At 71.2% G+C, this 25,593-nt stretch carries 20 protein-coding genes; 11 read left to right on the forward strand and 9 right to left on the reverse strand.

Annotated elements, in window-relative coordinates; all coding sequences use genetic code 11:
• Nucleotides 1–3: 3 nt before the first annotated feature.
• Nucleotides 4–975 (reverse strand): DUF5914 domain-containing protein, encoded by a 972-nt coding sequence (locus MZC64_RS37850; protein WP_247764481.1) that lies wholly within the window; start codon nt 973–975, stop codon nt 4–6.
• Nucleotides 976–1,109: 134 nt separating this feature from the next.
• Between MZC64_RS37850 and MZC64_RS37855 the strand changes: the two genes are divergently transcribed.
• From MZC64_RS37855 to MZC64_RS37865, 3 genes are read left to right on the forward strand one after another with little or no spacing between them, the layout of a single operon-like run.
• A complete protein-coding gene (locus tag MZC64_RS37855; protein WP_247764482.1) occupies nt 1,110–1,865 on the forward strand; it encodes a 3-hydroxybutyrate dehydrogenase in 756 nt (251 codons plus the stop codon).
• Nucleotides 1,866–1,898: 33 nt separating this feature from the next.
• The gene (locus tag MZC64_RS37860; RefSeq protein WP_247764483.1) at nt 1,899–3,203 is read left to right on the forward strand and encodes an MFS transporter; all 1,305 of its coding nucleotides are present in this window, start codon (nt 1,899–1,901) and stop codon (nt 3,201–3,203) included.
• Nucleotides 3,200–5,035, forward strand: coding sequence for a helix-turn-helix domain-containing protein (locus MZC64_RS37865; protein WP_247764484.1), 1,836 nt, complete (start codon nt 3,200–3,202; stop codon nt 5,033–5,035). The genes MZC64_RS37860 and MZC64_RS37865 overlap by 4 nt, the downstream gene beginning before the upstream one ends.
• On the opposite strand, the gene MZC64_RS37870 is transcribed toward MZC64_RS37865, so the two are convergent.
• The 3 genes from MZC64_RS37870 to MZC64_RS37880 form a co-directional block, all read right to left on the reverse strand.
• Complete coding sequence (locus tag MZC64_RS37870) at nt 5,009–5,737, reverse strand: DUF2071 domain-containing protein (protein ID WP_247764485.1); 729 nt, start codon at nt 5,735–5,737, stop codon at nt 5,009–5,011. The two genes, MZC64_RS37865 and MZC64_RS37870, sit on opposite strands and share 27 nt — an antisense overlap.
• Nucleotides 5,734–6,078 carry a metalloregulator ArsR/SmtB family transcription factor gene (locus tag MZC64_RS37875; RefSeq protein WP_247764486.1) on the reverse strand — a complete coding sequence of 115 codons (345 nt, stop codon included), beginning with the start codon at nt 6,076–6,078 and terminating at the stop codon, nt 5,734–5,736. Before MZC64_RS37875 ends, MZC64_RS37870 begins: the two co-directional genes overlap by 4 nt.
• 151 nt (nt 6,079–6,229) lie before the next feature.
• Nucleotides 6,230–7,258 (reverse strand): hypothetical protein, encoded by a 1,029-nt coding sequence (locus MZC64_RS37880; protein WP_247764487.1) that lies wholly within the window; start codon nt 7,256–7,258, stop codon nt 6,230–6,232.
• 164 nt (nt 7,259–7,422) lie between these two features.
• On the opposite strand from MZC64_RS37880, the gene MZC64_RS37885 reads away from it, so the two are divergent.
• Nucleotides 7,423–8,643, forward strand: coding sequence for a cytochrome P450 (locus MZC64_RS37885; RefSeq protein WP_247764488.1), 1,221 nt, complete (start codon nt 7,423–7,425; stop codon nt 8,641–8,643).
• Here MZC64_RS37885 and MZC64_RS37890 read toward each other — a convergent pair.
• Nucleotides 8,633–9,712: a GNAT family N-acetyltransferase gene (locus MZC64_RS37890; RefSeq protein ID WP_247764489.1), complete on the reverse strand. Its 1,080-nt coding sequence runs from the start codon at nt 9,710–9,712 to the stop codon at nt 8,633–8,635. The genes MZC64_RS37885 and MZC64_RS37890 overlap by 11 nt on opposite strands.
• A gap of 116 nt (nt 9,713–9,828) precedes the next feature.
• Between MZC64_RS37890 and hrpA the strand changes: the two genes are divergently transcribed.
• Nucleotides 9,829–13,710, forward strand: coding sequence for an ATP-dependent RNA helicase HrpA (hrpA, locus tag MZC64_RS37895; RefSeq protein ID WP_282106504.1), 3,882 nt, complete (start codon nt 9,829–9,831; stop codon nt 13,708–13,710).
• Nucleotides 13,711–13,722: 12 nt separating this feature from the next.
• On the opposite strand, the gene MZC64_RS37900 is transcribed toward hrpA, so the two are convergent.
• Both MZC64_RS37900 and MZC64_RS37905 read right to left on the reverse strand, forming a co-directional pair.
• Nucleotides 13,723–15,123, reverse strand: a complete 1,401-nt coding sequence (locus tag MZC64_RS37900) for a DUF2079 domain-containing protein (protein WP_247764490.1) — start codon at nt 15,121–15,123, stop codon at nt 13,723–13,725.
• A gap of 131 nt (nt 15,124–15,254) precedes the next feature.
• On the reverse strand, nt 15,255–15,941 hold the full coding sequence (locus MZC64_RS37905; protein ID WP_247764491.1) for a GntR family transcriptional regulator: 687 nt from the start codon (nt 15,939–15,941) through the stop codon (nt 15,255–15,257).
• A 107-nt stretch (nt 15,942–16,048) separates the two neighbouring features.
• Between MZC64_RS37905 and MZC64_RS37910 the strand changes: the two genes are divergently transcribed.
• Genes MZC64_RS37910 through MZC64_RS37935 form a run of 6 tightly spaced genes read left to right on the forward strand, consistent with a single transcriptional unit; the run spans nt 16,049 to nt 21,750 of the window.
• A complete protein-coding gene (locus MZC64_RS37910; RefSeq protein ID WP_247764492.1) occupies nt 16,049–17,116 on the forward strand; it encodes an ABC transporter substrate-binding protein in 1,068 nt (355 codons plus the stop codon).
• An 8-nt stretch (nt 17,117–17,124) separates the two neighbouring features.
• The gene (locus tag MZC64_RS37915; protein WP_247764493.1) at nt 17,125–17,448 is read left to right on the forward strand and encodes a hypothetical protein; all 324 of its coding nucleotides are present in this window, start codon (nt 17,125–17,127) and stop codon (nt 17,446–17,448) included.
• Nucleotides 17,449–17,451: 3 nt separating this feature from the next.
• Nucleotides 17,452–18,246: an ABC transporter ATP-binding protein gene (locus tag MZC64_RS37920; RefSeq protein ID WP_247764494.1), complete on the forward strand. Its 795-nt coding sequence runs from the start codon at nt 17,452–17,454 to the stop codon at nt 18,244–18,246.
• Nucleotides 18,243–19,010: an ABC transporter permease gene (locus MZC64_RS37925; RefSeq protein ID WP_247764495.1), complete on the forward strand. Its 768-nt coding sequence runs from the start codon at nt 18,243–18,245 to the stop codon at nt 19,008–19,010. The genes MZC64_RS37920 and MZC64_RS37925 overlap by 4 nt, the downstream gene beginning before the upstream one ends.
• On the forward strand, nt 19,007–19,813 hold the full coding sequence (locus tag MZC64_RS37930) for an ABC transporter permease (RefSeq protein ID WP_247764496.1): 807 nt from the start codon (nt 19,007–19,009) through the stop codon (nt 19,811–19,813). Before MZC64_RS37925 ends, MZC64_RS37930 begins: the two co-directional genes overlap by 4 nt.
• Nucleotides 19,810–21,750, forward strand: coding sequence for a DUF3604 domain-containing protein (locus MZC64_RS37935; RefSeq protein WP_247764497.1), 1,941 nt, complete (start codon nt 19,810–19,812; stop codon nt 21,748–21,750). Before MZC64_RS37930 ends, MZC64_RS37935 begins: the two co-directional genes overlap by 4 nt.
• Before the next feature lie 73 nt (nt 21,751–21,823).
• Here the strand turns inward: MZC64_RS37935 and MZC64_RS37940 are convergent, their stop codons facing one another.
• Both MZC64_RS37940 and MZC64_RS37945 read right to left on the reverse strand, forming a co-directional pair.
• Nucleotides 21,824–23,641: a right-handed parallel beta-helix repeat-containing protein gene (locus MZC64_RS37940; protein ID WP_247764498.1), complete on the reverse strand. Its 1,818-nt coding sequence runs from the start codon at nt 23,639–23,641 to the stop codon at nt 21,824–21,826.
• A gap of 244 nt (nt 23,642–23,885) precedes the next feature.
• Nucleotides 23,886–25,409: a CYTH and CHAD domain-containing protein gene (locus MZC64_RS37945; protein WP_247764499.1), complete on the reverse strand. Its 1,524-nt coding sequence runs from the start codon at nt 25,407–25,409 to the stop codon at nt 23,886–23,888.
• Between the last annotated feature and the right edge of the window lie 184 nt (nt 25,410–25,593).

The following is a 25,593-nucleotide window of genomic DNA, read 5'->3' on the forward strand; positions in this document are numbered from 1 at the left end:
GGCTCAGCCCGGGAAACATCCCTTGCGACGCAACGCATACCGCCGTTCGGCGTAGGCCAGATCGTCCCGCCACAACCGTTCCGCCGCCCACCGCATCAGCGGTCGCATCACCGGCGCTGCGGCCTTGGCGAACCGGAAACCGGGCCGGTCGGAGTGCGCGATGGTCGCCTCGATCACCGCGGTGCGGCCCGGACCCAGTGGGGTGGCATGGGTTTCCACCACACTGTCCTGCCCCTCGCCCTCGACGATGTGCATCACCACCGTGCGCGGTTCCGGGCAGGTGAACGCGGCCAGCACCGGCACGCCGAACCGCCCGCCCAGCTTGAAGGTCACCTCGACCAGGAACCGGTCCTCGTCGGTGTCCTGCTCCGGCGCGGAGACCACCCGCAGGTTGGCGAAGGAATAGGGGTGGAACCAGGCGCCGTGCCAAGGATCCAGGCGGTTGGCCAGCACGTCCTCCGGTTCACAGCGGCCGATCATGGTGGCCACCGCGGCCAGGGAACCGGGCGCGGGGCGTTGCGGCAGCACGGGTTCCGGCAGCGGTTCCTCGCCGCCGACCGAATCCAGGCGGACCCAGGCCAGCACGCCGTCGTCGTGCGCGGGAAACGGCTGCCAGCCGGGGAATCCCGCCGGTCCCAGGGCCAGGCCGTGCCAGCGGCACAACAGCTTTCCGCCGTGCACCGCGGCCTGGCACAGCGGCGCACCCAGGTGCGGGCACGAACCGGGACCGGCGTGCAGACTGCCGTCGGCGCCGCGCCAGGCCACCACCTCGACCCCGGCGATGGTGCGGCCGAACGGCTTGGCCGCCGGGATCTCGCCGCTGGCGGCCAGGACGAACCAGTTCCCGGCCGGGCGGGCCTGGGCGCGTTTGAGGGCGGCGGCGATCAGGCCGGGCTTGGCCTCGCGCCAGGTCGGCTCCTGGTCCGGCCAGGCTGGGGTGGACAGCAACCGCAACGGCAGACCACGGCGAGGCATGTCACCCACGCTAGCCCTGACCGTGACGGACAGCGACCGCGACCGCGCATGTGGGTGGAATCCACTGTTTCGGTCGGAGGTGTGGTGCGCCAGCACATGGTCAGCGGCCCCGGACTTGCCTACCTTCGGAGTCCATGACCACTCAACCAGGGCTGATCGGGCGCACCGCACTGGTCACCGGCGCCGCCAGCGGCATCGGACTGGCCATCTCCAAGATGCTGGCCGGCGCGGGCGCGACCGTGCACCTGGTCGACAAGAACGGACCAGCGGTGCACACCGCGGCCGAGGACTACGGCGGGGTGGCGCACGAGATCGACCTCAGCGACCCGGCCGCGATCGACACCCTTCCGTCCACAGTGGACATCCTGGTGAACAACGCTGGCATGCAGCACGTGGCCGGGATCAGCGAGTTCCCGCCGGAGATGTTCCGGCTGATGCAGGACGTCATGGTCACCGCGCCGTTCCTCATCCTGCGCCGGGTGCTGCCGCACATGTACGCCCGCCGCTGGGGCCGGGTGGTCAACATCTCCTCGGTGCACGGCCTGCGCGCCAGCCCGTTCAAATCCGCCTACGTCGCGGCCAAACACGCGCTGGAGGGCCTGAGCAAGGTGGTCGCGCTGGAGGGCGCGCCGTACGGGGTCACCAGCAACTGCATCAACCCCGCCTACGTGCGCACCCCCCTGGTGGAGAAGCAGGTCACCGACCTCTCGCGCGCACACCGGATCAGCGAGAAGGAGGTGCTCACCGACATCCTGCTGGACCGGACCGCGGTGAAACGGCTCCTCGAACCGGTGCAGGTCGCCGAAGCCGTGCTGTGGCTCTGCCAGCAACACAGCGGCCATCTCACCGGCATCTCGATTCCCATCGACGGCGGCTGGACCGCCCGCTAATCTCCCTGCCCTCCCGATGACGTGAGGTACACGATGTCCGTCCCCACCGCTGCCCCAGCGCGCTCCTCGATCACCCGGATCGTCGGCGCGAGCATGATCGGCACCACCATCGAGTGGTACGACTTCTTCCTCTACGGCTCGGCCGCCGCGCTGGTGTTCAACACGCTGTTCTTCCCCACCTCCGACCCGCTCACCGGCACCCTGCTCGCCTTCGTCACCTACGCCATCGGCTTCATCGCCCGGCCGTTGGGCGGCATTGTCTTCGGGCACTTCGGGGACCGGCTGGGCCGGAAGAAACTGCTGGTGATCAGCCTGCTGATGATGGGTGGCGCGACCTTCCTGATCGGCCTGCTGCCCACCTACGCCACCATCGGCGCGGCCGCGCCACTGCTGCTCACCCTGCTGCGGCTGGTCCAGGGCTTCGCGCTGGGCGGCGAATGGGGCGGGGCGGTGCTGATCGTCTCCGAGCACGGCGATCCGAAACGGCGGGGCTACTGGGCGTCCTGGCCGCAGGCCGGGGTGCCCGCGGGCAACCTGCTGGCCACCGCGGTGCTGGCGGTGCTGGCCGCGGTGCAGCCGGAGGCCGATTTCCTGGAGTGGGGCTGGCGGATCCCGTTCCTGCTCTCCGGCGCGCTGGTCGCGGTCGGGCTGTGGATCCGGCTGGCCGTGTCCGAGTCGCCGGTGTTCCTGGAGGCCCAGGCCAAGGCCGAGCAGACCGGGGAACGCGAGGCCCCGCCGATCATCCGGGTGCTGCGTGAGCACCGGCGCGAGGTGCTGGTGGCCATGGGCGCCCGCTTCGCCGAGAACGTCTGCTACTACATCCTGACCGCGTTCATCCTGGTCTACCTCACCGGACCGCTGGGCCTGCCCAAGTCCACCGGGCTCAACGCGGTGCTGATCGCCTCGGCCATCCACTTCATCTCGATCCCGTTGTGGGGCGCGCTCTCCGACCGGCTCGGGCGCAAACCGGTGTACCTGTTCGGCGCGATCGGCACCGGCCTGTGGGGCTTCGCCTTCTTCGCCCTGCTGGACACCAAGTCGTTCTGGCTGATCACCCTGGGCACCACGATCGGGCTGATCCTGCACGGCGCGATGTACGGGCCGCAGGCGGCGTTCTTCTCCGAACTCTTCGGCACCAGGGTCCGCTATTCGGGGGCCTCGATCGGCTACCAGCTCGCCTCGATCTTCGCCGGGGCGCTGGCCCCGCTGATCGCCACCGCGTTGCTGCAGCAGTTCGGCACCTCCTTCCCGATCTCGGTGTACCTGTTCCTGGCCGCGGTGCTCACCACCGGCGCGGTGCTGCTCTCCCGTGAGACCAGGGGCGAAGAACTCGGGTGAGCGGCTCCGCCCTGGCGCGGTTGCTCGGCCTGCTGGCAAGTCACGCCGAGGCCGGGCAACTCGCCGAACCCCTTGCCCTGGCCAGGGAAGCCGGGCTGCCCGCGGCCGAGTTGCGGGTGCTGGCCGAGGCCACCGAGCACGCGTTGCGCATCCACCGCACGCTCGGCCAGCACCGGCGGCGGGAGGCCGAACTGGCCGCGTTATTCGACACCGCGGGCGATCTGGCCGCGCTGCGCGATGTGGACGCGGTGCTGCGTTCGATCGTGCGGCGGGCCAGGTTGTTGCTGGGCACCGATCTGGCCTACCTGAGCCTCAACGACGAGACCGTCGGCGACACCTACATGCGGGTCACCGACGGCTCGATTTCCCGGGCGTTCCAGCGGGTCCGGCTCGGCATGGGCGAGGGACTGGGCGGGCGGGTCGCGCACACCGCCGAGCCCGCGGCCACCTCCGGCTACCTCGGCGACACCCAGTTCGCGCACACCGCGGCCATCGACGCCGCGGTCGCCGACGAGGGCCTGGTGTCCATCCTCGGTGTGCCGCTTCGCCTGGCGGACACCGTGATCGGCGTGCTGTACGCGGGTGAGCGGGACACCCGCTCGTTCACCCCGGAGGAGATCGCGTTGCTGGCCAGCCTGGCCGATCACGCCGCGATCGCGCTGGACAACGCCCGGTTGCTGGAGGAGACCCGCGCCCACCACGAGTCGCTGCGCCGGGCCGAGGCCGCGCACGACCGGCTCACCGATCTGGTGCTGCGCGGCGGCGACGTGCACGACGTGGCCATCGCGGTGGCCGAGGTGCTCGGCGGCGGTATCGCGGTGCGCGACGCCGAGGGCGCGGTGCTGGCCCGCACCGGCACCGCCCCGCCTCGGGTGCCCGCGCAGGCGGTGGCACAGGCCAGATCCAGCGGGCGGGCGGTGCGCTGCGGGCGGCGCTGGGTGTGCGCGGTGCTGGCCGGATCCGAGCTGCTGGGCACGGTGGTGCTGACCGGCAGGCCGGAGCTGTCCGAGGCCGATCAACGACTGTTCGAGCGGGCCGGGGTGGTGACCGCGCTGGTGCTGTTGCTGCGCCGGTCGGTGGCCGAGGCGGAGAACCGGGTGCGCGGCGAGCTGCTGACGGATCTCCTTACTGCCACCACGGATCCGGACGCGTTGCTGGCCAGGGCGGCCAGGCTGGGCGTGGACCTCGGACGCGGGCACGTGCTGCTGGTGGCGGAGAGTGCGCGCGGACGGCTGGGCGTGGCCGCGGCCCGGGTGGCGCGGGCCGCGCAGGGGCTGGCGGCCGGCGCGGTGTTGCTGGTGCCCGGGGCCGACCCGGGTGCGGTGGCCAGGGCGATGGCGGCGGAACTGGGCACGGCGGTGGGCGGGCCGGTGACCGTGGGCGGGGCCGGACCGGTGGCACTGGAGGGCTCCCGCGCGCAGGCCAACGGCGACGGCCTGGCCGGGATCGCGGCCGCGCACCGGGAGGCCGGGCGGTGCCTGACCGCGCTGACCGCGCTGGGCCGCCGGGGCGAGGGTGCGGCCATCGGCGAACTGGGTTTCGTCGGCGTGCTGCTCGGCGACCGGGCCGACGTGGCCGGATTCGTCCGCGACACCCTGGGCGCCGTGCTGGACTACGACGCGCGTCGCGGCACCGAACTGGTGCGCACGCTCACCGAGTACTTCGCGCACGGCTGCTCGCCCGCGCGAACCCGGGAGGCTCTGCACGTGCACGTCAACACGGTCACCCAGCGCCTGGAACGGGTCGCCGACCTGCTCGGCGCGGACTGGCCGGAACCCGCCCGTGCCCTGGAGATCCAGCTCGCGCTACGCCTGCACCGGCTGTCCGGCTGAGCTGACCCGCAGCGAGGGCAGCGGTGTCCAGGTGGCCGGGGTGTCCCGCAGCAGCAGGGCGTGGTCCAGTACGGCCGAGCCGGCGGGCAGGCTGTCGAAGAAGGTGGAGCGGGCGCCGATCAAGTCGACCGGTTCGAATCGCCACCTCCGCGCGTGCATGGCCACACCGTCCAGGCGGTGCGGGTCGCGGGTGGCGGAATAGCCGCTGCCGCAGGTGAAGAAGTCGGCGGCCTGGTCGAGTTCGGCAAACAGTGCGCTGCGCCCGAACCGGCCGGACAACCGCACATCCGCCCACACCCGGGTCCGCCGATCCCCGCTGACACAACGGATTTCCAGCTCCCGGGCGGTCTCCCGCACGGTGAACTTCGCCAGCTGGTGCCTGCCAGGGAACAGCCGGCCGCCGGCCAGCGCGGCGATGGTGGAATCGGTGTGCCGCCGCGGAAGGTACACGCCGGTGCGGAGGCCGTCGGGGGTGTCCCACTCGACGGCGAAGCGGTGCGCCGCGTTCTCCGAGCGCAGTCCCAGCGCCGCGGGCAGTCCGGCCGGCCGCACCTGGGCCAGCCGGACCAGGCAGATCCCCGCCACCGCCCAGCCCCCGGCGAGCCGCGGCCGCAACGGATCCGGCAGCAGCCTGGCCACCACCGCCGGGTCGACGCGGTAGTTCACCAGCAACCGCCGCGTCACCACACTGGCCATCCTCATGGCTGGTCTCCCCTGCTCGATCGGCGATGGCGGACCAGCGCCTGCTCCGGGCACACCGCGCTGAGAAACCGGTTCACGCCAAGGGCGAGCCGCTCCTCGACCAGGGCGTAGAAGATCCGGTTCGCCTGCCGCCGCTCCCGGACCAGCCCGGCCGCCTTGAGCACACCCAGGTGCCGGGAGATCGACGGGCCGCTGATGGTGAACCGGGCGGTGATCTCGCCCGCGGTGAGTTCACCGGCACGGAGGTCTTCCAGGATCTGGCGGCGGGTGGAGTCCGCCAGGGCGCGGAAAACGCTGGCCTCGGTGGCGGGGTCCGGGTGGGACGTGGTTCCTTCTGACACAGTTCCTTTTTAGCACAGGAGCTAAATAGCGCACAGGCTAAACGGGCGAACCTGGCGGCACCCGCAGGGAGGGCGCTCCGGCATGCCGGCCGCCCTCCCGGCGCTGGTCAGCTCGTTGCCTCAATCTGATCCACTTCGATCGGCACTGAAATCACAGATCAACCAAAACGCGATCTTCATGACGAGCGCACTCCACCCGCCGCCGCAGGAAATACGCCACCGTCGCCCCGCCCAGCGCCAGCCCCCAGAACGGGAAGAACGTCATCGGATTGACGATGAACTCGGTGAGCCCGACCCGCCCCACCAGCCCGGTGAACACGTTCATCCCCGCCGCCGTCACGATCACCGCGACCACGCTGGCCGGGATGATCGCGGTCAGCGGCGACACCCGCTTCCCGCGCAGCCCCGGCAGCCAGAACGGGTAGACCTCGCCCCACCGGTACACCAGCCCCAGCGTCAGCAACCCGCCGGCCGCGGCGAAGGTGCCCAGCCCGGCTCCCGCGATCCACACCCCGTTCTGCTGCCCCTCGCGCAGGAACTCCTCGCTGATCAGCCCCAGGCTGAACCCGCCGAACCAGGCCCACCGGGTCACCGCGTAGGCCAGCGGCACCAGGAAGGCCAGGTAGGCGAACCACTTCCCCCAGCGAGCCGCGGCCGCCGGCCTGGCCCAGCGCGGCATCGGGCGCGGGCCGACCCCGCAGCTCAGGCAGGCGTCCGCGGTGCGGCGCTGGTAGTGCAGGGTCGCGGCCAGCCACAGCAGCACGCCCAGGACCAGGGCGAACTGGTTGAGGTTCGGGCCGTCGAACTTGTCGAGGTAGGCCGTGAACGGCATCAGGCCCAGGGGTGCGCCGATGAGCACGATCGGCAGGTAGCCGATCAGCATCAGCACCCGGCCGTCGTTGAGCACCAGCGCCAGCGCCGCGGTGATCAGCCAGCCCAGGGTGAGCAGGACCGGCCGGCCGGCACGGACGCCACGAGCCATCAGCAGGGCGACCGCGGTGGCCGCCACCATGCCGATGGCCAGCACTGGAGCGCTGGTCGCGGCGGGGATCCCGCCCAGCGGGGACAGCTGCGCGGCGGGGTCGGCCGGGCCGAAAGGGTAGCCGGGAGCGCCGAAAAACCAGCCCAAAGCGACCAGTCCGTACAGCGCTGACCAGAGGGTGGCCGACCAGCGGATCATGACTTCTCCCAGTGTGTTCGCAGTGTCTCCGCCACGGTGTCGCGGATCCGGGAGCCGGGGCTCACCCACGGGCACGACACCGTTCCCTCCCGAGATGGAGAGACAACTCCCCCGAACGTGGCTAACTTGGGTAGCCAGACAACGTAATGACTTGGGGGCAGGACATGACCAACGCGGTGGAGATCCCGCTGTTCATGGCGCGGGACGGACTCTCACCCTCGGCCGAGCTGACCGGGGTGCGCGCGGGCGAGGCGGTGCGCAAGATCCAGATGGACGTGTTCGGGGTCCGGGGCGAGGCCTGGGTGGTCACCCGGCACGAGGACGTGCGGGCGGGGCTGGCCGATCACGCCCGGTTCAGCAACGATCCGCGGTCCAGGGGCGATCGGTACACGCTGCCGATGGGGATGACGGCCGAGGAGGCCGCCCGGATGCGCCGGGGCAACATCCTGATCATGGACCCGCCGGACCACACCCAGGTGCGCAGGCTGCTGATGCCGGAGTTCACCATGCGCCGGATGCGACGACTGGAAGACCGGATCACCTCGATCGTCGAGGAGCACCTGGACCAGCTGGAGAAGCTCGGCCCCGGCGCCGACCTGGTGGCCAACTTCGCGCTGCCCATCCCCTCGCTGGTGATCTGCGAACTGCTCGGCGTGCCCTACGCCGACCGGGCCGAGTTCCAGGCCCGCTCCACGCAGCAGATGAACGCGGTGCTGCCGGTCGAGCAGCGGGTCGAGCTGACCCGGCAGAGCCAGGCGTACATGCGCTCGCTGGTCACCAGGGCGCGGGTGGATCCCGGCGAGGACCTGATCGGCATGCTCATCCGCGAGCACGGCGCCACCGTCGACGACGACATGCTGGTCAACATCGCCGCGCTGCTGCTGCTCGCCGGGCACGAGACCACCGCGAACATGCTCGGCATCGGCACCTACGCGCTGCTCACCCACCCCGACCAGCTCGCCTGGCTGCGCGCCAACCTGGACAAGACCGACAGCGCGGTCGAGGAGCTGATGCGCTACCTCAGCGTGGTGGCCGCCGGGGTGCCGCGGATCGCCACCCAGGACCTGGAGCTGCACGGCAACCAGATCCGGGCCGGTGACATGGTCATGTTCGTGCTCTCCAGCGCCAACCGGGACCCGGAGCTGCTGGACCGGCCGGACGAGCTGCTCCTGGACCGGCCGGGACCGGCCCGCCCGCACCTGGGCTTCGGCCACGGCGCGCACCACTGCCTGGGCGCGCCACTGGCCAGGGCGGAGATGCGCACCGCCTTCCGGGCCCTGTTGACCCGCTTCCCGAACCTGGCGCTGGCCGTGCCGGCCGAGGAGATCCGGTTCCAGCCGCACCAGGGCGTGTACGGGGTGGCGGAGCTGCCGGTCACCTGGTGACCGCGGCCGCCGGGGCCAGTTCGAGGGTGAGCACCCCGTCGGCGATGCTGCGCCGGACGGGGTGGCCCAGCGCGTGCGCGAGGTGCGGCACGGCGGTGTTGTCGGCGTAGGTGTGCAGGCAGATCGTGCGCACCTGCCTGGCCACCGCCGTGGCCACCAGCCGCCGCAGCAGTTCCCGGCCCAGGCCGCGGCCCTGCCAGTCGTCGCGGACCAGGAAGGCCACCTCGGCGGTGTCCCCGTCCCAGAACACGCTGCCGGTGCCGACCACCTCGGTGTCGCACAGCGCCAGCAGGGTGTGCGTGGACCAGCGGCTGACCAGGGTGCGCAGCGCCCGCCCGCTGGTCTGCGGCGCGCCGAGGAAGCGGCGGCGCAGGGTCTCCGGGGTGCAGCGGGCGTGCAGGTCGAGCAGGCCGTCCAGGTCCTGCGGGCGGGCCCGGCGCAGCACCGCGGTGCGCTCGCCCAGCTGCACCATCTCCCCCGGCGGGGGCGGCAGCCGGTGGGCGAGCGTGATCATCGCGCGGGCCCTGGCGAACTCGGCCGGGGTGAAGGCCAGCCCTGGACGGTGCGCCAGGAAGGTGCCGCCGTCGGGGTGCCGCAGCGCCAGCCTGCCGCCGTCGAGGACCTCGGTGTGCTCGTGCTCCACCCAGCTCAGTTCGGCGCCGCTGAGCAGCTGGTGCAGCACCCTGGGCAGGTCGTCGGGATCCTCGGCCAGCCAGGTGGCCAGCAGCACCGCCCTGGTCGGTTCGTCGGCCAGCGCGCTGACCGCGGCCGGCGCCACCCGCACATCCGCGCCGCCACCCTCGATCAGGGCGTTGACCAGCGCGTTCTCCTCGACGTCGGCGGGTGCGCGCAGGACCAGCTCGTCCACCGCGCCCTCGGCCAGCGGGTGCACGTCCAGGGCCAGGATGTTGACCCGCAGCCTGGCCAGCCGGGCGGTGAGCCGGGCCAGCGCGCCCGGGGTGTCCGGCACGGTGACCCGGATCCGCCACAGCGTCTCGGCGATCGGGGGCGGCGAGCCACGGCGGAACGGCCAGCGGCCGGTGCGGCGCGGGGCCGGAATGTCCTCCATGCCCCGATCCTGGGCCCGCCACGTGACGTGCGGGTTACCCGGTCGCGTGGGTTTCGCCACCGTGCGCCGGGTGAGCGGGGAAAACCGTTTGCCGGGCACTTAAACTGGGTCCCAGTATGGGTACGCCGCTTGTGAGCGCTTCGCTCACCGAACTCCACGACCGCCTTCCCGAGCTGATGCTGCGCGATCAGCGTCGGTTGCGCCGTCGTGTCGAGAACGCCCGCAAGCTGCGGGACACCGGGAAACGCGCCGCGGTCACCGCGGAACTCGCCGCCGAGATCGCCGCCGCGGAGATCCGGATCGAGAACCGGCGCAACGCCCGGCCGAAGATCCGCTATCCCGAGCTGCTGCCGGTCAGCCAGCGCAAGGACGAGATCCTGGCCGCGATCCGGGACCACCAGGTGGTGATCGTCGCCGGCGAGACCGGGTCCGGCAAGACCACCCAGCTGCCCAAGATCTGCCTGGAACTGGGGCGCGGGGTGCAGGGCCTGATCGGGCACACCCAGCCACGCAGGCTGGCCGCGCGCACGGTGGCCGAGCGGATCGCCGAGGAACTGGGCACCTCGCTCGGCGAGACCGTCGGCTACCAGGTCCGCTTCACCGACCAGTCCAGCACGGACACCCTGGTCAAGCTGATGACCGACGGCATCCTGCTGGCCGAGATCCAGAACGACCGGACGCTGTCCCGCTACGACACGCTGATCATCGACGAGGCGCACGAGCGCAGCCTCAACGTGGACTTCCTGCTCGGCTACCTGGCCCAGCTGCTGCCCCGCCGCCCCGACCTCAAGGTGATCATCACCTCCGCGACCATCGACCCGGAGCGCTTCTCCCGGCACTTCGGCGACGCGCCGATCATCGAGGTCTCCGGCCGCACCTACCCGGTGGAGACCCGGTACCGGCCGATCATCGACCCGGACAGCGAGGCCGACGACACCGACCGGGATCAGGTCACCGCGATCTCCGACGCGGTGGACGAGCTGCTGCGGGAAGGGCCGGGCGACATCCTGGTCTTCCTCAGCGGCGAGCGGGAGATCCGGGACACCGCGGACGCGCTGGAGAAGCGGGAGCTGCGCAACACCGAGGTGGTGCCGCTGTACGCGCGGCTGTCCGCGGCCGAGCAGCACCGGGTGTTCCAGTCCCACACCGGACGGCGGATCGTGCTGGCCACCAACGTGGCCGAGACCTCGCTGACCGTGCCCGGCATCAAGTACGTGATCGACCCCGGCACCGCGCGGATCTCCCGCTACTCCCACCGCACCAAGGTGCAGCGGCTGCCGATCGAACCGGTCTCGCAAGCTTCGGCCAACCAGCGCAAGGGCCGCTGCGGCCGGGTGTCGGAGGGCATCTGCATCCGGCTGTACAGCGAGGACGACTTCGAGGCGCGGCCGGAGTTCACCGATCCGGAGATCCTGCGCACCAACCTGGCCTCGGTCATCCTGCAGATGACCTCGCTGGGACTGGGCGATCTGGCCGCGTTCCCGTTCATCGACCCCCCAGATGCGCGCAACATCACCGCGGGCGTGCAGCTGTTGCAGGAACTCGGCGCGCTCGACCCGGAGCAGGACGATCACAAGAAGCGGCTGACCCCGTTGGGGCGCAAGCTGTCCCAGCTCCCGGTGGACCCCAGGCTGGCCCGGATGGTGCTGGCCGCCGACGACCTGGGCTGCGTGCGCGAGGTGCTGGTGATCACCGCCGCACTGTCCATTCAGGACCCACGCGAACGCCCGGTGGACAAACAGCAGGACGCGGACAGCAAACACGCCCGTTTCAGCGATCCGACCTCGGACTTCCTGGCCTACCTGAAACTGTGGGACTACCTGCGCGAACAGCAGCAGGAGTTGTCCAGCAACCGGTTCCGCAAGCAGTGCCGGGCGGAGTACCTGAACTACCTGCGGGTGCGGGAGTGGCAGGACATCCACAGCCAGCTGCGCCAGGTGGTCAAACAGCTCGGCATCACCCCGAACAGCAACCCCGCGCCGGAACAGCAGGTGCACATCGCGTTGCTGTCCGGGCTGTTGTCGCACATCGGGTTGCAGGAGGAACGCAAGAAGGAATACCTGGGCGCGCGCAGTGCCCGATTCGCGATCTTCCCCGGCTCGGCGCTGTTCAAGAAGCCGCCGCGCTGGGTGATGGCCGCCGAACTGGTGGAGACCTCCCGGCTGTGGGGCCGGATCGCGGCCCGGATCGAGCCCGAGTGGGTGGAACCCCTAGCGGGCCACCTGGTCAAGCGCACGCACAGCGAACCGCACTGGGAGAAGAAACAGGGCGCGGTGATGGCCGTGGAGCGGGTCACCCTCTACGGCATCCCCCTGGTGGTCGACCGCAAGGTCAACTACGGCCGCATCGACCCGGACCTGAGCCGCGAACTGTTCATCCGGCACGCCCTGGTCGAAGGTGACTGGCAGACCACACACAAGTTCTTCCACGCCAACCGGGCCCTGCTCGGCGAAGTCGAAGCCCTGGAAGACCGGGCCCGCCGCCGCGACATCCTGGTCGACGACGAAACCCTGTTCGCCTTCTACGACGAACGCATCGGCAAGGAAGTCGTCTCGGGCCGGCACTTCGACAGCTGGTGGAAGAAAACCCGCCGCGACACCCCGGAACTCCTGACCTTCGACAAACAAGCGCTGATCAACGCCACCGCGGGCGCCATCACCGAACAGGACTACCCCGACGACTGGCGACAGGGCGGCGTACGCCTCCCCCTGACCTACCGCTTCGAGCCCGGCACCCGCGACGACGGCGTCACCGCGCACATCCCGGTCGGCGTGCTGAACCAGGTCGGCGGCGACGGCTTCGCCTGGCACATTCCGGGCCTGCGCAAGGACATCGTGGTAGCCCTGCTGAAGTCCCTGCCGAAAAACCTGCGCCGCAACTTCGTCCCCGTACCGGACGTGGCCGAAGCCCTCCTCTCCCGCATCACCGCCGAAGACGGCAACCTGCTCGACGCGGTCGAGGACATCCTCTACGAACTCACCAAGATCGAGGTCCCCCGGGAATCCTGGCAACTGGACCAGGTCCCCGACCACCTCAAAACCACCTACCGAGTGGTCGACGAGAACGAGAAGGTCCTCGCCGAAGGCAAAGACCTGTCCGCCCTCAAGCGAAAACTCACCGCCCAGGTCCGCAAAACCCTGTCCGCGGCAGGCAATGAGCTGGAACGCAAGGGCCTGCGCGACTGGACCATCGGCACCCTGCCCAAAACCTTCTCCCAGCAACAAAACGGCTTCACCGTCACCGCCTACCCCGCCCTGGTAGACGACACCGACAGCGTGTCCGTCCGCATGCTGGACAGCGCGGCCGAACAACGCCGCGCGATGTGGCGAGGCACCCGCCGCCTACTCCTGCTGACCGTGCCATCCCCGGTGAAACAGCTCCAACGCGGCCTGACCAACCAGGCCAAGCTGACGTTGAGCCGCAACCCCCACGGCGGCGTGGCCGACCTGCTGACCGACTGCATCAACGCCGCCTCGGACAAACTGATCGCGGCAGGCGGCGGCCCAGCCTGGGACGAGCCCGGTTTCACCAAGCTCCGCGAAGGCGTGCGCTCAGGCTTGCAACTGGCCACCTTCGAGGTAGTCGGCCATGTCGAGGCCACCCTGCTGGCCTGGCACGAGGTCGAAGCCGTACTGGAAACCGTGCCCTCACCGGACGTCCGCAAACAGGTAACCGGCTTGGTGTACAAGGGTTTCGTCACCGCCACCGGCTGGTCCCGCCTTGCCCACCTGCCCCGCTATCTACGAGCAGCCAAGCACCGCCTGGAAAAACTCCCCGAAAACCCCCGCCGCGACGCCGAACTGGAAGCCCAGATCACCGAAGTCCACCGCGCCTACCTGGAACTCCGCAAGGAAGCCCCCCAGGCAGCGGCCGGCCTCGCCAAGATCCGCTGGATGATCGAAGAACTCCGGGTGAGCTACTTCGCCCAATCCCTGGGCACCGCCTACCCGGTGTCGGACAAGCGGATCTACCGGGCCATGGACGACCTGCTCGGCTAGCTCCGGTGACCGCTACCGGCGGTGGTGCCGGATGAGGATGAACCCGCCGTCCTGCCGCACCGAGTCCGCCATCGCGATGGCGACGGCGAGTTCAGCCCGCCTGCCCACCTCGGCGAGTGTCCATTCAGGACGGTCCGCCGCGCCGATCGGGTAGACCAGCGTCCGGTTGGTCAGGTGGGGCGCGAGGCGGTTCTCCGTCGCCACGGACGCACCGTCCGGGATCCGGTCCATCAACCGGCGCGCCGCGGCCGCCTCGCTGGTCTGGGCGCCGAAGCCGGGAATCAGCAACTCGCGCAGCGGGAAATGCGCGGCGATCACGCCTGCCGTGCCGAGCAGGGCGACGGCGACCGCGGCGGCGGGCAGCAGCCTGGGCAACGCCAGTCGACGGCACCACCTGCCGACCGCGGGCCGTAGCCGGACCGCCGCGTCGATGAGGGCGAAGAACAGGATGGGCATCAGGATCGCGTCGTAGTGGAAGCCCGGAACCCAGTACAGCAGATTCGTGCCGACCAGCCGCCAGGCCAGCGTGGGCACGGCGAGCAGCACGAGTGCGGAGCGCAGGCACAGGAACAGGGTGGGCGCGCACAACAGCGCCACCAGCTCCAGCTTGCGCGGGTCGAAAAGCTCGCCGCGGAAGGTCTCGCCGGTGGGCAGCAGCCCGCCGGTGCCGAGGTAGCGGTAGCCGCCGTCCACACTGAACTGGGGGATCACCACGAACACGGTGAGCAGCGCGGCCACCAGCCCACCCACCGCGGTGACCAGGCCCAGCTTCCGGTGGCCGGTCCGGGTGGCGATGAGCAGTCCGAGCACGGCGACGGTGAGCCCGAGGTCTTCCTTGACCAGGACCAGCGGTGCGGCGAGGGCGACGGCCCGCCCGTACCGGCCGGACAGGAACGCCTCCAGCGCGAAAGCCAGCAGGGGCACCGCGAAGGCGATCTCGTGGAAGTCGAAGGCCAGCGCCGCCTGCAAACCCCAGGACAGGCCGTAGCAGACCCCGATGACCAGCCCGGCCGCCGGACTCAGCAGCCGGGTGGCGGCCCGGGTGACCGGGATGATGGAGACGCCGAAGAGCACGGCCTGGACCACCAACAGGGTTTCCGCGGCCGGGAAGAGGCGGTACAACGGCGCGATCAAGGCGATGACCGGGCTGAAGTGGTCGCCGAAGAGGATGAGGTGGGGATCGCGGATGGTGGAGACCGGGAGTTCTCCGTTGGCGTAGCCGCGCACGGCCTGCTCGAAGATCCCGAGGTCGAACCCGTTGGTCCGCAACGCCGCATGACGGCCCAGCGCGAACAGGGTGTACGCCGCGGTGAACACCGCCGCGAGCAGGACGGCCCGCCAGGTGTGCCGGCGAACGCCGGGCCAGGCGGCCACCCCGGCAGGCCGGATCGCACTGATCGAGGATCTGGGCACGGAAACCTTTCCCGGCCCGCGACCAGGCCGTTGCGCCCCAGCGCGTCCCGGCCCCGTCAGCAGGGGACCCGAGGCCGGGACGCCTCCTGCCGGGTGGGGGGCTGGGGTGGCCCGGCAGGGCTCGGCCCGCGTTACTCGAACGCGGTGTTCAACCTCGCCAGCGCGCCTTCCAGGTGCGCGCGCATGGCGGCCTCGGCGGCCTCGCTGTCGCGGGCGCGCAGCGCCTCGGCGATCTTGGCGTGTTCCCGCAGCGCCTCGATCGGCTGGTCGGTGCCGTGCGACCACAGCCGATAGGTGTGCAGGTGGCTGTGCAGCCGCTGGATCGACCGGCGCAGCAGCTCGTTCCCGGCCGCGGCGGCGACCCCGTCGTGGAACTGCGCGTCGTGCGCGACGAAGCTCCGGTAGTCGGCGTACCGGCTCCGGTCCTGCGGCGCGGCCCTGGGCTCGGTGGGGGCCAGCGCGGCCAGCTGCTCGTCGGTGGCGTAGACCGCGGCCAGCCGGGTGGCCATGGGTTCCAGCGCCAGCCGCACGGTGTAAAGCTCCCCGAGGGCCCGCCGGTCCAGTGGCGGCGTGACCGAGTACCCGGCCATCGGTCGCTTGACCAGCAGGCCCTCGGTCTCCAGGCGGGCCAGGCTCTCCCGCACCGGAGTCCGGGACACCCCCAGCTCCTGCGCCAGGAAGTCCGTGGTGAGGCGGGAGTCCGGCGGGAAGGCGTTGTCCATCAACATCGCCTTCAGGGACTCGTACACCTCGTCGGCGAGCATGGTGCGCCGGATGCGGGGGATCTTCGGCGCCGGTCCGGCTGCGTCGTCGGCCATGCCACCAGCTTACTGCATTCTGGACATTAAATCCAATATGTGCCAGCATCCGGCAGCACGGCCAGCCCACCCGGATGGCCGACGCCGTTCGACGGGAGCGCGCGGACATGAGCAAGGGACATCCGCACCGGGCACTGGCCGCGATCACCGTGTCGGCGCTGGCCCTGACCGGCTGCGCGGGGCCCGCCCCCCACGGCAACGAGCTGTCGAAGGTCCAGTTCGCCTGCGCGGCCGCGATCGACCACAGCACCGTGTTCACCGCGCTGGAACAGGGCCTCTTCCTGGCGGACCGGATCAGGGCGAACGTGCGGCTGCACGCGACCGGGGTGGAGATCACCAACCAGGTCGCCGCCGGCGGCGCCCAGTTCGGCCTGCTGGCCGCCTCGGTGGCACTGACCGCCAAGGCCAAGGGCCTGCCGATCAGCATCCTCGCGATCAGCCACGGTGACGCCACCAGCAGCGCCTACAACGTCAACCAGACCATCGTGGCCGGGCCCCACTCGGGGATCCGGGCCGGAGACGTGGCGAGCCTGCGCGGGAAGAAGGTCGGCGTCTCGGTGAACACCGGCCCGCACGCCTACCTCAGCAGCATCCTCGGCCAGCACGGCCTCTCCCCCGGCGAGGTGACGGTGCAGAACATCGCGCCCGCGGACATGACCAGTGCGCTGCGGCAAGGCTCCATCGACGCTTTCGTGACCTTCGAGCCGATCACCAGCCGCGCGCTGGCGGAGGTGGCCGGCTCGGTGGCGGTGGCCAGCGGCGGCGCGCGGCAGTGGAACGACCCCGGCGTGGTCATCGTGAACACCGCGTGGGCCGCGGCCCATCCCGGGGCCACCGAAGCGGTGCTGACCGGGATCGCGCGGACCGCCCAGCTCGCCCGCGCCCAGCCGGGCGCGCTGGCCGAGGTGGCCACCCACTGGATCAACGGACTGTCCCAGGAGATCGCCGGGCAGGCCATCCGGCGGATGCGCTTCGACCCGCGCCTGGCCAAGCCGGTGCTGGCGGGCCTGACCGAGTACACCGTGCCGTTCCTGGTGCGCTCCACCGGGTTCCCGGCCGGTTACCCGGTGGCCTCGGCCATCGACAACCGGTACCTGGCCGCGGTCCGGCGCCGCCATCCCGAGTACTTCGCGGACCTGCCGCCGTTGTCCGCCGAGCAGGAACTACCCGGATAGGAGTCGCGGTGCCGACAAGTTCGTGGCGAGCGCCGGTGCTGGCCACCGCGGCCGCGCTGGCCCTGCTGGGCGCGCAGGCGGTCTACGGCGCGGTGCGTGCGGAGCAGGTGCTGCCCGCCGGACTGGCCGAGGCGGCGCGGGAGCGGGGCTGGGCCGACATCCGGGTCGAGCTGAACTTCCCGCCGGAGCAGTTCAACACCGCGTTCCTGGCCGAGCGGGGCAGCCTGGTCGGCGTGCGCGGCACAACGGTCGACCTGCTCGGCGTGACCGAGGCGGAACTACGCGAGATCGCGGGCCTGCACTGGGTGCGGTCCGTCCACGAACGGAGGTGAGCAGTGCGCGAACAGACCGGTCGCATCACCATCCGCGGCGTCGGGCACACCTACATCGACCAGGACCGCAAGCAACGGGTCCGGGCACTGGACCGGATCGACCTGGACATCCGGCCGCGCGAGTTCCTCTGCCTCGCCGGGGCCTCCGGCTGCGGCAAGACCACCCTGCTGAACATCATCGCGGGCCTGGTCAAAGCCGAGGAGGGCACGGTCAGCGTGGACGGCGTCGTGGTGCGCGGCCCCGGCCGGGACCGCGGCATGGTCTTCCAGGAGTACGCCCTGCTGCCCTGGCGGACCGTGCTGGACAACGTGGCGCTGGGCCCCAAGCTGGCCGGGGTCGGCAAGGCACGCCGCCGCGAGCTCGCCCGCGAGCAGCTCGACCGGGTGGGCCTGGCCGGTTTCGCCGACAGCTACCCGCACGAACTCTCCGGTGGCATGCGCCAGCGCGCCGCGGTGGCCCGCACCCTGGCCGCCGATCCGCTGGTGATGCTGATGGACGAGCCGTTCGCCGCGGTGGACGCGCAGACCAGGGCCGGGCTGCAGGAGGAGCTGGTGCGGGTCTGGCGGGACAGCGGCAAGACCGTGGTCTTCGTGACCCACTCGGTGGAGGAGGCCGCGTTCCTGGCCGACCGCACGGTGGTGCTGGCCCCGCACCCCGGCCGGGTGCACACCATCGTCGAGGGCCGGGTGCCCAGGCCGGAGCGCAGGGCGGTGGCCGCGGGCCCGGCCCAGGCCGAGGTGGCCGCCGAACTGCTGCACGAGATCCACGCCGCGCGCGCCCTCGACGGTGCGCGGTGACCCGCACGGCGCCGCGGCTGCTGCTGTCCTTCGGGCTGCTGCTGGCGGTGTGGCAGGCATCGGCGCTGCTGGCCGGGCAGGACGAGCGGTTCTACCCCACCCCGGCCTCGGTCTGGCTGGCCGCGGGTGAGCTGTGGTCGCACGGCCTGTTGCCTGCCTTCGTCGAGGTGAGCGCGCAGCGCTGGCTGATCGGTGTGCTCGCGGGCATCCTGTGCGCGGTCCCGCTGGCCGTGCTGCTGTCGCTGAGCGAGACGGCCGTGCGGATGCTGATGCCGCTGCTGGACTTCTTCCACGCGATCGTCGAGCTGGCCTGGCTGCCGCTGTTCGTGCTGTGGTTCGGCTACAGCACGCTGACCATCGAGCTGTCCATCGGCTACGTGGTCTTCTTCCTGGTCCTCTACAACACCCTGACCGGCATCCGGCAGGTGCCGCCCTCGGTGGTCAGCGCGCTGCGCACGCTGGGCGCCGGCCGCTGGCAGGTGACCTGGGAGGCGCTGCTGCCCGGCGCGCTGCCCTCGGTGCTCACCGGGGTGCGGCTGGGCGCGGGATTCGCCTGGCGGTCCCTGGTGGGCGCGGAGATGATCGCCGCGCAGAGCGGCCTCGGCTTCCTGATCTTCCAGAGCCGCGAGGACATGCAGACCTCGCGCACGGTGGTCGGCATGGTGGTCATCGGCCTGCTCTGGCTGCTCATCGACCGGTGCTACCTGCGGCCGGTCGAGGCGGCCACCGTGCAGCGCTGGGGCGTCGCGCGGAGCGCAGGGTGAGGGCCGCGGCGCACCGCGCGGCCATCGCCGCGCTGCTGCTGGCCGGCCGCGCGCTGTGGCTGGTCCCGGTGCTGCTGTTGCTGCTCGGCTGGGCACTGCTGCCCGTGCTGGTGGAACTGCCCGCGTACCAGCTGCCCCGGCTCGCCGAGGTGGCCGCCACCGGATGGCGCCTGCTCGTGGACGGCACCCTGGCGCAGGCGATCGGGGCGAGCCTGCTGCGGCTGGCCGTCGCCTTCCTCATCGGCGCCGGTCTCGGCCTGCTGCTCGGCCTGTCCATGGCCGCCAGCCGGGTGCTGACCCTGCTACTGGAACCGATCGTGGCCTTCTTCCAGGCGGTCGCCGGGATCGCCTGGATCCCGCTGGCGATCGTGTGGTTCGGCTTCGGCGACGGCCCAGTGCTGTTCGTGGTGGCCAACGCGATCTTCTTCATCGTGCTGTACAACACGCTGCTCGGCGTGCACGGCATCCAGCGGGTGCTGCCGCGGGCCGTGCGCACCCTGGGCGGGACCCGGTGGCAGGTGCTGCGCGAGGTCCTGCTGCCCGGCGCGATGGTCAGCGTGCTGGCCGGCCTGCGCACCGGCCTGGCCTTCGGCTGGCGGGCGCTGGTGGCGGTGGAGCTGATCGCGGCCAACTCCGGCATGGGTTTCCTGACCCTGTCGGCTTCCCGCAACTACCAGAGCGAGGTCGTGGTGGTGGCGATCGTGGTGGTCGGCCTGCTGTGGCTGGCCATGGACCGCCTGCTGCTGCGGCCCATCGAGCGGCGCACCGTCGTGCGCTGGGGGATGGTGAGGCAAACCCGATGACAACGGACCCGAGGACAACCGACAGGGCCTGGTGCACGCCAGAACTGATCACCGCGGCGGAGTGGGGCAGCTACCTGTTCCGCTTCCGGGTGGGTGACCAGCCGCTGGAGCGGGGCGGCACCATCCGGGTGCAGCTGCCGGACAGCTGGCACGCCTGGCGGCGCAACGGCGCCAAGGGCGTGCAGTCGCACGAGCCCGCCGCCGACAACTACGTCACCGGCCGGGTCGCCTCCGGTTCGGCGAGCGTGCGCTGCGAGGTCGAGGGCGGCGTGGCCGAGGACGTGGTGAAGAGCAACCGGACCGGGATCGACGGCAGGGCGGGCCGCTACGTCTACGTCACCAGGCTGACCGTGCTCCGCGGCAGGCTGGCGCCGGGCGACCTGGTGGAGATCCGCTTCGGCGATGTCTCCGGCGGCAGCAGGGGATTCGCCGCCGCGCTGCACCCGGAGGGCCCGGAGCAGGTGCTGGTGGCGGTGGACCCGGACGGCGCCGGGCACGCCCGGACCCTGCCTGCCGAGCAGTCGCCGGTGCTGCGGGTCCAGCCCGGCGCCCCGGCCGAACTGCTCTGCTACGGCCCTTCGCTGCTCGGCGCGGGCGAGTCCGGCCGGATCCGGGTGGTCGTGGTGGACGCCGAGGGCAACCGGGTCAACTCGGTCGGCGGTCTGCCGGTGCCGCGGGTGCGCGACGGCGACGTGCTGCTGGACGACCCGGTGCCCGGCGAGCTGGGCGGGACGTTCGAGATCGGGTTCACCGCGCGGTCGCCAGGGGTGGTGCGGGTGTCGGTGTACCTGCCCGCGCTGCCGTCGGGGCTGACCAACCCGTGCTGGGTGAGCCCGGCCGCGCCGCGGCAGCGGCTGTACTGGGGCGACCTGCACTCCCACGCCGACCACAGCTTCGACGGGGTCGGCCACTTCCCCTACGAGTACGCCAGGGACGTCTCCTGCCTGGACTTCTACGCGCTCACCGAGCACTGCGAGCGCTGGCGGGACGGGGACTGGGAACACTTGCGCGAGCAGGTCGCGAAGTACCACGACCCCGGCCGGTTCGTCACCTTCCTCGCCTACGAGGCCACGTTCCACGAGCCATGGGGACATCACAACGTCTACTTCCGCGACCCGGATGACGCACTCGTGTTCGGCGCGGACCAGGGCACCGTGCTGGACCTGTGGCGCGCGCTCCAGGGCAGGCGGGCGCTGACCATCCCGCACCACACCGGCGTCGCTTTCTCCCCCAAGACCGCCGGCAGCATCCCCGGCAGCACCTCGCCCGCGGTGGACTGGCGGCACCACGACCCTGACCTGCGCAGGACCGTGGAGATCTACTCCGGCCACGGCCAGTCGGAGTTTTACGACCCTTCCTTCGACCTGTCGTATGAGAACTCCGACTTCTCCACCAACACCTCGCGCAACGGCCCGCACTACGCGCGGGACGCCTGGGAACTCGGCCACCAGCTCGGCGTGATCGGCTCCTCGGACAACCACCGCGCCCAGCCCGGTCGCGGCGAGCTGGGCCTGGCCGCGGTGTTCGCGCCCGCGCTGGACCGCGGCGCGGTCTTCGACGCCCTGCACGACCGCCAGAGCTACGGCACCACCGGCGCGCGCATGCTGCTGGACTTCAGCGTCAACGGCACGCCCATGGGCCAGTCCTTCCGCACCGCCGGCGGCCTGCTCCGGTTCGCGATCAGGGTGGCGGGCACCGGGGAGCTGGACACGGTGCAGGTCCTGCGCGGCCGGGTCGGGGCGGGCGAGTCCACCAAGGTGATCGCGGCCTGGGTGCCGACGGGCATGGACTTCAGCGGGAACTTCTCGGCGGTGGCGCCGGCGAAGCGGACCTTCTACTACCTCCGGGTCCGGCAGCGCACGAGCTACCGCGGCCGCAAGGCGACCGCGTGGAGCAGCCCGATCTGGATCGAACCCGGCCGCGACGGGACGGACTGAGTCCTCCCCCTGGCAGACCGGAGCCCACCCGCTACCGTCGGCGGGTGGGCTCCGGTGCTGGTTTTCCTTGTGGTCAGGCGGGATCCGGGTAGGGGCCGGCCTTGCCGCCGATGCTGTCCCTGGCGAAGTCGAACGTGGTCAGCCACTTGTTCGCCGGCGGCAGACCGGCGTTGTCCTTGACCTGCTGGCCGCCGGTGGGCTCCCGCTCGATGGTGTTGTCCTGGCCGATCGGGTTCGGGCTGTACACGCCCTCGTCGACCGAGTCGAACTGGTTGCGCTCCACCAGCAGCCGGTTGGTCCGGTCGTCCAGGTAGATCGCGGCGACCTTGGTCGAGCCCACCGCGGTGGGCTGCCGGTTCACCTGGGTGATGTAGTTGCCGCTGATGGTCGAACGCGGCACCCCGGCGGCGTAGTGGAAGTTCGCCTTGGTGTGGATGGCACCGCAGTCGATGGCCACCAGGCAGTTGCGCTCCAGCCGGTTGTCCCGCACCCGCACGTCGCGCAGCGCGGACACCTGGTTCAGTTCCAGGTTGTGGGTCCAGCCCAGGTTGATGCCGATGTTGCGCACATTGGTGATGGTGTTGTGCTCGATGGCCAGGCCGTTCGGGTAGGTCGCGGTGACGGCCGAATCGGTGTGGTAGTCCAGGCCCAGGTCGTCGAAGTAGTTGTTCCGCACCGTGGTGCCGCGGTTCTGCGCCTGCTCGGGGACAGCCGGGTCCTGGGGGGTGCCGATGAAGATCCCGCTGTCGGCGATCTTGGTGAACACGTTGCTGTCGAAGGACACCTGGTTGGTGCCGGGTCCCAGCACCACGCCGGTCGCGCCGAGGTGGCGGAAAGCGTTGCGGGTGAAGGAGATGTTCCGCGAGTTCTCGATGTGCACGGCGCCGGGGTTGACCTCCCAGACCGGGAAGCCCGCACTCGTCTTACCCGGTGGCACGGCCTCGAAGTGGACCCCGCCCTGCCGTTGCAGGTTGCCCTGCTGGTTGGGCAGCAGCCAGCTGGTGTGCGCGAACTGCAGGCCGTGGAACTGGATGTCCGAGGCCCCGTCCAGCCGTAGGACCTGCTGTCCCACCGGTGCGACGATGCCCAGGGTGCTGGGATCCTGGGCCGACTTCAGGTAGACCCGGTTGGCCTTGCGGTCCAGCCACCACTCGTTGTCGGCGTCCAGGAACTCCTTGGCGCCCTCGAAGAAGGTCGCGTACCGCTGGCCGGTGACCCACTCCTTCGTCTCGAGGGCGACCTTGAGGGTGCCGCCGGTGCCGGTGGGGTTCGTGATCCCTTCCGGCGACTTCGGCACGACCTGCCGGAACCCGTCCTGGGCCGCGGAGACGGCGTCGATCCGGTAGCGCAGCTGGCGCCAGGTGAACTGCACCACCGCGTGCGCCCCGTCCAGGCCGCCGAGATCCCCGTCCGGCAGCGCGGCGCCGGGGATGCTGATCCGCAGTGCCTGCTGGCCCTTGACCAGCATCAGACGGGACGGCACGAACCCGGTGTTGGGGGTGCGGGCCCGGGTGAACCGCTTGCCGAGCCCGTAGAGCTGGAGGAAGTCCAGGCCCTTGGCGTCGGCGCGCCACAGGCCGTCCTGGTCCTTGGTCCACCCGGTGATCGGCACGCCCGCGCTGAGCACCGGTGATTCGCCCGGCAGGTTGCGCCAGATGACCCGGTGGCCGTTCTTGCCGGAGTCCGCGGCGCCGAGTGTTCTGGGCTGCGTGCTCTGGTAGCGGCCGCCGTCGAAGTACACCACGAGGTCCCGGGTCATGGTGGGCGTCAGCTCTCGCTGCCGGGCCAGCACCCGGTCCAGGCCGCAGGCGGTGCTGGGTTGCGCGCAGTCACCGGTGGTGACGCCGCCGGGCTTGGCGTAGAGGCGGAGCGGAACGGCCTCGTCCGCCACGGCGGAGGTGGGTGCGGCGCAGGTCAGGAGTAATGCGCAGACGGCAGATGCGGCCAGTCGCGGCCGGCGGGGGTGCGGACGAGTCACCAATGACTCCCATCTCGGGCCACCGGCGGGCAGCCCGCTGCCAGGTCCGATCCCGGCCAACGGCGGACGGGATCCGGTGTGGCCGGATCCTGACACCGATTGGATACAATGTCCAGGATCCAATCCTGGACGGCTTCGGGTTTCTACTCAGGCGCTGCTAGCGGAGCCACTTCCGGAGCTTGGTTGCCGAAGCCTTGCGCCACAGTGCCGGGAGTTCGGTGCGGAACTGTGCCGCTCGTGCCTCGTCGCGGCCCAGGAACAGGCCGTAGGTGAAGCCGTTCTCGGTGGCCAGGTGGGCCTGGCTGCCCAGCTCGCGGAGAGCTTGGCGGCTCACTACCGCGTCCTGGTGGTGGCCCAGGTGGGTTTGCAGGTCCTTCATTCGTTTGCGGAAGCGGGTGGCGTTCTTGCCGAACACCGGTTCCAGCGCTTCGGCGGCGTAGCGGGCTCTCTTGGCCGCCTTGCGGGCCTCATGCAGGGCCAGTTCCTGCTCCGGGCCGTCCTTGGTCGCGGCCGCTGTCATCGCTCGGTCCAGCTTGCGGTAGGCGCGGCGGACCTGCTGGGGCAGGACGTCCTTGGCGGGGTGGGTGGCCAGGCGGGTGGGCGGGGGTTCGGAGAGGGCGAACTCCAGCAGGCACAGCAGGTCCAGGTAGCGCTGGCCGTCCAATTCGGCGAGGACCTTCTTGCGGGCGGCGGCGAACTCCTGGCGGTAGTGGCCCTCGACCCTGGCCTTGACGGGGCCGAGGACGAGATCGTCCGGGGTGTCCTGGATGTGCTGGGTCAGGCGGTCGTGCAGGACTTCCAGGTCTCGCGCCGCACCCAGGACCGCGCCCAGCCACTTGAGCTCGTCGGACAGACGGCCGGTCTGTTCCTTGTCGATGACCTTGCCGTAGGCGCGCAGGGTGCTGCGGAGGCGACGGGTGGCGACCCGCATCTGGTGGACGGCGTCCGGCTTGTCCCGGCGGATGAGGATGTCGCCTGCCACCAGGGCGGCGGCCTGGGCGCGGAGGTAGGCCAGCACGACGGTGATGGCGGCGGACTTCTTGGTCAGGGGGCGGGGTGGGGTGTGCGCGAAAACCGGGCGGGGCGGGGTGCCCAGCAGGCGGCCGATCTTGGACTTGGACGTGCTGCGGCGGGCGCCTGCCGCGGCGAAGCGTTCGTCCACTGTGGACAGTAGGGTCAGGTCGCCGTTGACCAGTTCCACTTCGGCTTCCTGCCAGGTGTCCAGGGTGGCGGACTCGCCCATGGTCTGGGCGCTGACATCGTCGATGACCACCTCGGCCAGTACCGCGCCCTCGGTGTCGACCAGGTGCCAGCGGCGGCGGGTGGTGCGCAGGCGGCCGATGGGGGTCAGGTCGCCGCCCCTGGTGTGCGCGCGGACGAGGGTGGCCAGGGTGGCTGGGACCTTGCGGTAGCGGCCCAGGGGCAGGCGGATCTCTTCGCGGGTGTCCGGGCCGAGCGGCAGCTTGAGGTGCCAGCCGGCGTCGTCGCCGCCGGTGCGGCGGCGCAGGGTGACGCCCTCGGCGAGCAGGCGGCGGTCGGCGGTGTCGAAGTAGGTGGCGTCCAGGGCCAGTTCGTCGGGGCCCAGCAGGGCGGCGACGCCGGGCAGGCCGCCCAGGTCGGGCAGGGCCAGTGGTTCCGCCGCCTCGTACTTGCGCTCGATCTCCCGCGTTTCGGTCGCCATCTTGCATGCTTACCCGAGATCCGGCGGATCAGCACCTGATGTTCGCCCGCCGACCTGGCCGGGCCCGGCTCCGGGGACAGCGCCAACCGTCGAGTTGGCCCAAGTAGGACGACTCTGTTGGCGAATTGGATGGGGGTGTCGGCCGGGTGATCACCCGGGCTAACCTCGGTCAGCATGGTGCTGC

Source organism: Crossiella sp. S99.2, assembly GCF_023094165.1.
Lineage (GTDB): Bacteria > Actinomycetota > Actinomycetes > Mycobacteriales > Pseudonocardiaceae > Crossiella.